This is a genomic window from Streptomyces sp. PR69 (assembly GCF_026420845.1).
Classification (GTDB): Bacteria; Actinomycetota; Actinomycetes; order Streptomycetales; family Streptomycetaceae; genus Streptomyces.
In genome coordinates this window covers 125843-132257 of sequence record NZ_JAOWCB010000016.1, presented here as the reverse complement: position 1 = coordinate 132257, position 6415 = coordinate 125843, and the positions used below count along the sequence as shown (strand labels likewise).

The following is a 6415-nucleotide window of genomic DNA, read 5'->3' as shown; positions in this document are numbered from 1 at the left end:
CCTCCAGGAGTGGAACGCCCACCCCGTCGCACTCCCCACGGACCGTGGGGTGCGGGAACTCGTGGAGGAGTGGGCCGCGCGGAAGCCCGGAGCGGTCGCGCTGGTCGCCGGGCCGCACACCGTGACGTACGGGGAACTGGAGGAGCGGAGCAATCGGCTCGCGCACCACCTGGTCTCCCTCGGCGTCGCGCCCGATGTGCCGGTCGGGGTGTGCCTGGAGCGCGGACCGGACCTGGTCGTCGCCCTGCTGGCCGTACTAAAGGCCGGTGGCGCCTACGTGCCGCTGGACCCCGCGTACCCCGCCGAGCGGCTGGAGTTCATCCTGCGGGACACCGCCGCACCCGTGGTGATCACGGAGGAGCGCCTGCGTGAAGTCCTGCCGTACGGCGACGGTGTGAACCACGACGGCGGCGCGGACGGCCGTGCCCGTACGCTCGTCGTACTAGACACCGACCGCCGGCGCATCGCGGCCGCCTCCGCCCAGGCGCCCGCGCCGACGGCCGGGCCGGACGACCTCGCGTACGTCATCTACACGTCCGGCTCCACCGGCACCCCCAAGGGTGTGGCGGTCAGTGTCGGCTCGCTGGCGAACCTGCTCCTCGCGAAGCGGGAGGTCTTCCCGCTCGCCGAGGGGGACGCGGTGCTGTTCACCGCGTCGCCCGCCTTCGACATCGCCAATGTCGAGATGTGGCTCCCGCTGATCTCGGGCGGCCGGGTCGTGGTGGCGGGCCGGGACGACGTCCACACGCCCACCGCGCTGGCCCAGCTGATCGACGAGCACGACGTCATGCTGGCCCAGGCGACGCCGTCGGCCTGGCGGCCCGTCGTCGAGGCACTCGCCGCGACGCCCAGGACCGGGCGGCGGCTCCAGATCGTCACCGGTGGCGAGACGCTCCACGCCGAACTGGCCGAGGAGATGCTGCGGGTGGCGCCCCGGGTCGTCAACGCCTACGGTCCCACCGAGACCACGGTCTGCGCGACGCTCGCCGAGATCCGCGACACGACGGGTGCCCTGCCCATCGGCAAGCCGCTCGCCAACGTCGAGGTGTACGTGGTCGACCCGGCCGGGCGTCCCGTCCCGCCGGGCGTCCCCGGCGAGCTGCTGATCGGCGGACGCGGTGTGGCGCGCGGCTATCTCGGCCGGCCGGAACTGACGGCTGAGCGATTCGTCGCCCATCCGTTCTCGGCGGACCCGTCGGCGCGCGTGTACCGCTCCGGTGACCTGGTGCGCTGGCTGCCCGACGGCAGCCTCGAGTTCCTGGGACGCCTCGACCACCAGGTGAAGGTGCGCGGCTTCCGGATTGAGCCCGGCGAGGTCGAGTCCGTCCTCGCCGCCCACGAGGGCGTCGGAGCCGTCGCGGTGACGATCCGCGACGACATGCCCGGCGGGCCGGCCCTGGTCGCCTACCACGTGCCCGCGCCCCTGACCGGCGAGGGCCGGGAGGCCGACGGTGGCGAGCTGCGCGACTGGTGCCGGCGGACGCTGCCCGACTACATGGTGCCGTCCGCGTTCGTGAGGCTCGACGCGCTGCCGCTGACCGCGAACGGCAAGCTGGACCACAAGGCGCTGCCCGCACCCGTGTACGAGAGCGGGCAGGACGGGCGCGCCCCGCGCACCGCGCTGGAAGCCCGCCTGTGCGACCTGTTCGCGGAGGTACTCGGGCTGCGCGCGGTGGGCATCGACGACAACTTCTTCGAATGCGGCGGCCACTCCCTGCTGGCGACCCGTCTGGTCAGCCGGATCCGAGCCGCGTTCGATCACGAGCTGTCGGTCCGCACGCTGTTCGAGGCGCCGACGGTCGCCCTGCTCGCCGAGCGCTTCGAGCACGGCACGGGCGGGGACTCGCTCGGGGTACTGCTGCCGCTGCGGCCCGACGGCACCCGCCGCCCGCTGCTCTGCGTGCATCCCGCGATCGGGCTGAGCTGGTGCTACAGCGGTCTGCTGGCGCACCTGGACCGGGACCAACCGGTCTACGGCCTTCAGGCGCGCGGGTTCCGTGACGCCGACGCCGCCCCGGCTGACCTCGACGAACTCGTCGCGGACTACGTGGCGGAGATCAGGTCGGTTCAGCCGTACGGCCCGTACGCCCTGCTGGGCTGGTCGCTCGGCGGCACCGTGGCTCACGCCGTCGCCGTGCGGCTCCAGGAAACCGGGGAGAAGGTCGACTTCCTCGCCGTACTCGACGGGTTCCCCGCAGCCGCCGGGCAGCGCGGACCCGGGTACACCCACGACGATCCGAGGGTGTGGCCGGCGATCGTGGAGTCGGTCGGTCACGACCCTGCCGACCCCGGCAGTCCGCTCGCCGGTCTGGGCGCGGACGGGCTCACGTCCCTGGCGCGGGTCTTCGTCGACCTGTCCAACCTCCGGGGCTCGTACTCCTCCGGCGTCTTTGACGGGGAGATGCTGTTCTTCGCCGCCACCGCGGGCCGCGCCGAACGCACCAGGAGCGACATCTGGTCCCCGTACGTCTCCGGTGACGTCGAGTTGCATGAGATCGACTGCGAGCACGGGGCGATGACCCAGCCCGGACCGCTGCGCGAGATCGGACGAATCGTGGCCGAGCGCTTGAACGAGCTGCCCCAGTAGAAGGTTGAGGACATGGAAAAGAACAGCGAGTCATCCGACGACACGTCGGCCGAGGACTCGTCGCGAGTGGGGTCCCTCCTGGTCGCCCGGGGCCTGATCCCAGAGCGCGGCCCCAAGCGGACCCTGGCGCTCGCCACCTTCGTGAACCAGATCGGCAACGGCCTGTTCATGATCGGCGCCGCGCTCTACTTCACCCGGTCGGTGGGGCTGTCCGTGACGCAGGTCGGCCTCGGCATGGGCATAGCCGCCCTGGTCGGCCTGCTCGCCGGAGTCCCGGTCGGGCACCTCGCCGACCGGCGGGGCCCGCGCGAGACCTACCTGATCACCATCGGTGTGGAAGCCGTGGCGATGGCGGCGCTGGTGTTCGTCCACACGTTTTGGCTGTTCGTTATCGTCGTCTGCGTGACCCAGCTCGCCAGCTCGGCCAGCCAGGCGGCGCGCGGACCGCTGGTACGCGGCTTCGCCGGTCCCAACCCGACCAAGTTCCGGTCCTACATGCGGGCGCTCAGCAACCTCGCGGGCGCCGGTGGCGGCGTCGCGGCGGGCATCGCCGTGCAGCTGGACACCCGGGCCGCGTATCTGGCCCTCGTACTGGGCAACGCCCTGACGTTCGTGGCCTGCGCAGCCGTGATCTCCCGGCTGCCGTCCCTCCCGCCCGTCAAGGCGCCGGAACGGAAGGGGCGCTGGATCGCGCTGCGGGACACCCCGTTCGTGACGGTCACCGCGCTGGACGGGATCCTGTCCCTCCAGGGCTATGTGCTGGTGTTCGCGCTGCCGCTGTGGATCGTGGAGGAGAGCAGCGCGCCGCGCTGGCTGGTCTCCGTGTGCGTGCTGGTCAACACCATGATGGTGGTCTTCTTCCAGGTGCGGGCGAGCCGGGGCATCGACACCAACACGGCGGCCACCCGGGCGGTCCGCCGCGCCAGCCTCGCCTTCCTGCTGGGCATGGCGCTGATCGCGACGACGGGCGAGATGTCGGGGAAGCTGGCCGCCGTGGTGATCGTCATGGGCGTGGCGGTCCACACGGTCGGTGAACTCTGGCACGCGGCCGCCTCCTTCGAGCTGAGCTTCGGACTCGCGCCACGCCACGCGCAGGGGCAGTACTCGGGTCTGTTCGGCCTCGGCCACGGCTTCGCGAGCGCCGCGGCGCCCTCCGTTCTGGGCCTGCTCTGCATCACCTGGGGCGCCCCCGGATGGCTGGTGATGGGCGCCGTCTTCGTGGTCGTCGGACTGATCATGCCGTACGTCGTGCGCTGGGCGGAACGCACCCGCGAACCGGCCCCCGCCGAACAGACCACCGCGGCCTGACCACCCCTCCCCGGCGACCCCACCCCCACCACCGGCGACGGGCTGGGCGGACCCCCGTACAGGGTGGCCGCCCAGCCAGAGTGCTGAGCAGGCGCTGGACGCCGTCCGGCGATCGGACAGAAATGATCGGCATCGTGGGCGCCCATGAGTTGGTCACCGAAAACAGGCTGGCGTTGCCGTGTCGCCTAGTCTCGCTGGTCGCCGCTGGTGTGCTGACCGCACCTGGCTGCCAGGCGTACACCCACGCTGGCTGCAGCGGCGTCTCTGCTCCGGCGTCGCCGTGTGGTGCGGCCGCGGAGCCGTCGCTCGGCACTCGGGCGTGACCGGCGTGGCCCCTCGGCTGGACATCGTTACCGGTCGGTGCCATGGACGATCATTCTCGGCGGCGCCGGCGAAGGGCCACCGGCGGTCGAGGGGCTGAGCCGGGTCACGCGTCACTTCTGACGGTGCTTCTGGGATGCGGCACGCCAGCGGTCGGGCACGGCCGGACCCGACAGCCTGCCGCGGTCGCCGTGTTGGCTGACCGTTGTCGCCCGGTTCTGTCCCTGTGCGGCTCCTGTGGGCGATGCACGCGCCGACCGCTGGCCGTGTGGCGTCAGCGGCTGCGGAGGCCGTAGCGGCGGAGGCGGGATTGGGCATGCTGCTCGGTCAGGCCCAGAGCGGTGGCGGTGTGCTCCCACGAGTGCCGTTCCTCGGAGGCGGCGATACAGGCGGCGACGCGGCCGGCACGCTGAACCGCGCCTTCCAGTGTTGCCGCGATCCTGAGCGCGGCAAGCGGCGCGTCGTACGCCAGCTTGTCGAGCCTTCCCTCCAGGGCCTCCAGCAAGTGCTGCACGTCCTCGGGCAGCGGCACGGCGCGTGCTTCGACGTCGGCGAGATGCTCTTGCCAGTCAGTAAGGACGGGATCAGTGTCGATGTCAGCTTCATCCAGCGAGGTGTCTCCGATGGTGGACCAGTCGATCGGGTAGCGGGTGGTCCTGCGCCAGCCGCACGAGCACGCGCCGCGCAGCGCCGCGGCCCGGGGCCTGCGGAACTCGCCGTCGTAGATCGTCCAGTGCGTGGTCGAGGGAACGTAGCTGCCGCTCCCCATGTCCACGTAGACCGGGCCGGGCTCGCTGCCGTCGACCAGGACCACGCCCACCGTGCCTTCGTGGGAGGTACCGAATTCCCCGGTCGTCCACTTCTCCATGACGCACACCCTCCATCTCCGTTCGGCCCACGCGGCGCCTGACCTGGTCTCCGAAAATGCCGCAGGCAACGCGCGGTTTCAGCCGAATCGGAAAATCCATCCGGGGCGAAACGTTCCGGGGCAGCGAGGCATCGGGCACAACCGGGTCGTGGCGTCACGGACACGGCGAGATCGACGGCGGGCCCTCGAGCGGGGCCCGCCGTCGATTCAGGTGTGTCTACTCGGTGGTGCCTTCGGCCCACCGGTAGGTGCGCGGGTAGTCGCTCACCTTCTCGGTAATGCCCTGCTGGGTGAGCTTGACGAGGGCGTTCGCGATGGCTCCGGAGGACTTTTCGATCACGCGGCTGATCCGGGTGGCGGTGAACGCCTCGCCGGGGTGGGTCTTGAGGTGGTCGATGACCATCTGCCGCAGGGCACCGGGTGCGAGGCGGTGCTTCCCGCCCGGGACGGTGACCACCTCCAGGTGGCGCGTCGTGTCATCGGCTTCCGCCGGTGAGGTGGTCACCCCACCGGCGTCCGAGCCGTCGTCGTTGACCTGACCGGGCTGGCTGTCCTGCGGCGGCGTCTCCCTCGGCGCGTCGGAGATGGAAGCCGTGACGTCGCTCGGTTCGCTGGGGGCGTCCGGCGCGGTCTTCGCGTCGGGGGTGTCGTCGGACTCGTCGGCGTTGTCGACGAGCGGCTTCGGGCTGTCACTGGTTGCCGAGGTGTCGGGCTCCGTGTGCTCGTCGGTCTCCTGGGTGGTGTCGGGGGTGGGCGCGGCGCGCCAGTGGTCGGGGGTGCGGAGCGCGCCGTCGTGGCCGCCGGGGGTGCGCAGGGCCAGGCCGTGCTCTTCCAGGGTGACCAGGGCCTTGCTTGCGGTGGAGCGTCCGAGGGCGGCGGCGAGGGCGAGTTCGGCGGCCGTCGCGGGCTCGGTGCGTCCGGCCAGTTCGGTGTAGATGGCGGCGGGTGCTCCGGTCAGGCCGGTGAGGGGTTCGGGGTCGGGTACGGCGCGCAGGGTACGCGTGGCGTCGTAGCTGTTGTCGGACATGAGTGGGGTCCTCGACTTCTGTGAGAAGAGTGGTGGAGGTCCCCGGCCGGGGTGCGGCCCGGCGATGCGGGCTGCGGGTGTTCGTCCGGGGGCGTGCGCATCGCGGGATCCCGGGCGGACGTGGTCGTGACACGGCGGTTCGTACGTGGGAACCGGGGGTCCGTGCGTCGGCCACGACCATGGACGCTCGATGTCGGCAGGGAAGTCAAGCGGCCCGGTCGATGCGCCAAAAGACCAGATCAAAGAGCGGGCGGACGAGCGTGCCGGTCACGACGGACGGGGTAGCCGATCGGGGAGCGGCACA

4 protein-coding genes are annotated in these 6415 nt (G+C 71.7%); 2 read left to right on the top strand and 2 right to left on the bottom strand.

From position 1 onward, the window contains the following. Together OF819_RS17775 and OF819_RS17770 are read left to right on the top strand one after the other, a co-directional pair. The coding region (locus OF819_RS17775) for an amino acid adenylation domain-containing protein (RefSeq protein WP_267244540.1) at positions 1-2587 on the top strand (2587 nt) is incomplete at its 5' end. A 12-nt stretch (positions 2588-2599) separates the two neighbouring features. Next, positions 2600-3895: an MFS transporter gene (locus OF819_RS17770; protein WP_267244539.1), complete on the top strand. Its 1296-nt coding sequence runs from the start codon at positions 2600-2602 to the stop codon at positions 3893-3895. A gap of 595 nt (positions 3896-4490) precedes the next feature. On the opposite strand, the gene OF819_RS17765 is transcribed toward OF819_RS17770, so the two are convergent. Together OF819_RS17765 and OF819_RS17760 are read right to left on the bottom strand one after the other, a co-directional pair. After that, a complete protein-coding gene (locus OF819_RS17765; protein WP_267244538.1) occupies positions 4491-5084 on the bottom strand; it encodes a hypothetical protein in 594 nt (197 codons plus the stop codon). A 217-nt stretch (positions 5085-5301) separates the two neighbouring features. Beyond that, on the bottom strand, positions 5302-6111 hold the full coding sequence (locus OF819_RS17760) for a helix-turn-helix domain-containing protein (protein ID WP_267244537.1): 810 nt from the start codon (positions 6109-6111) through the stop codon (positions 5302-5304). Positions 6112-6415: the final 304 nt, after the last annotated feature.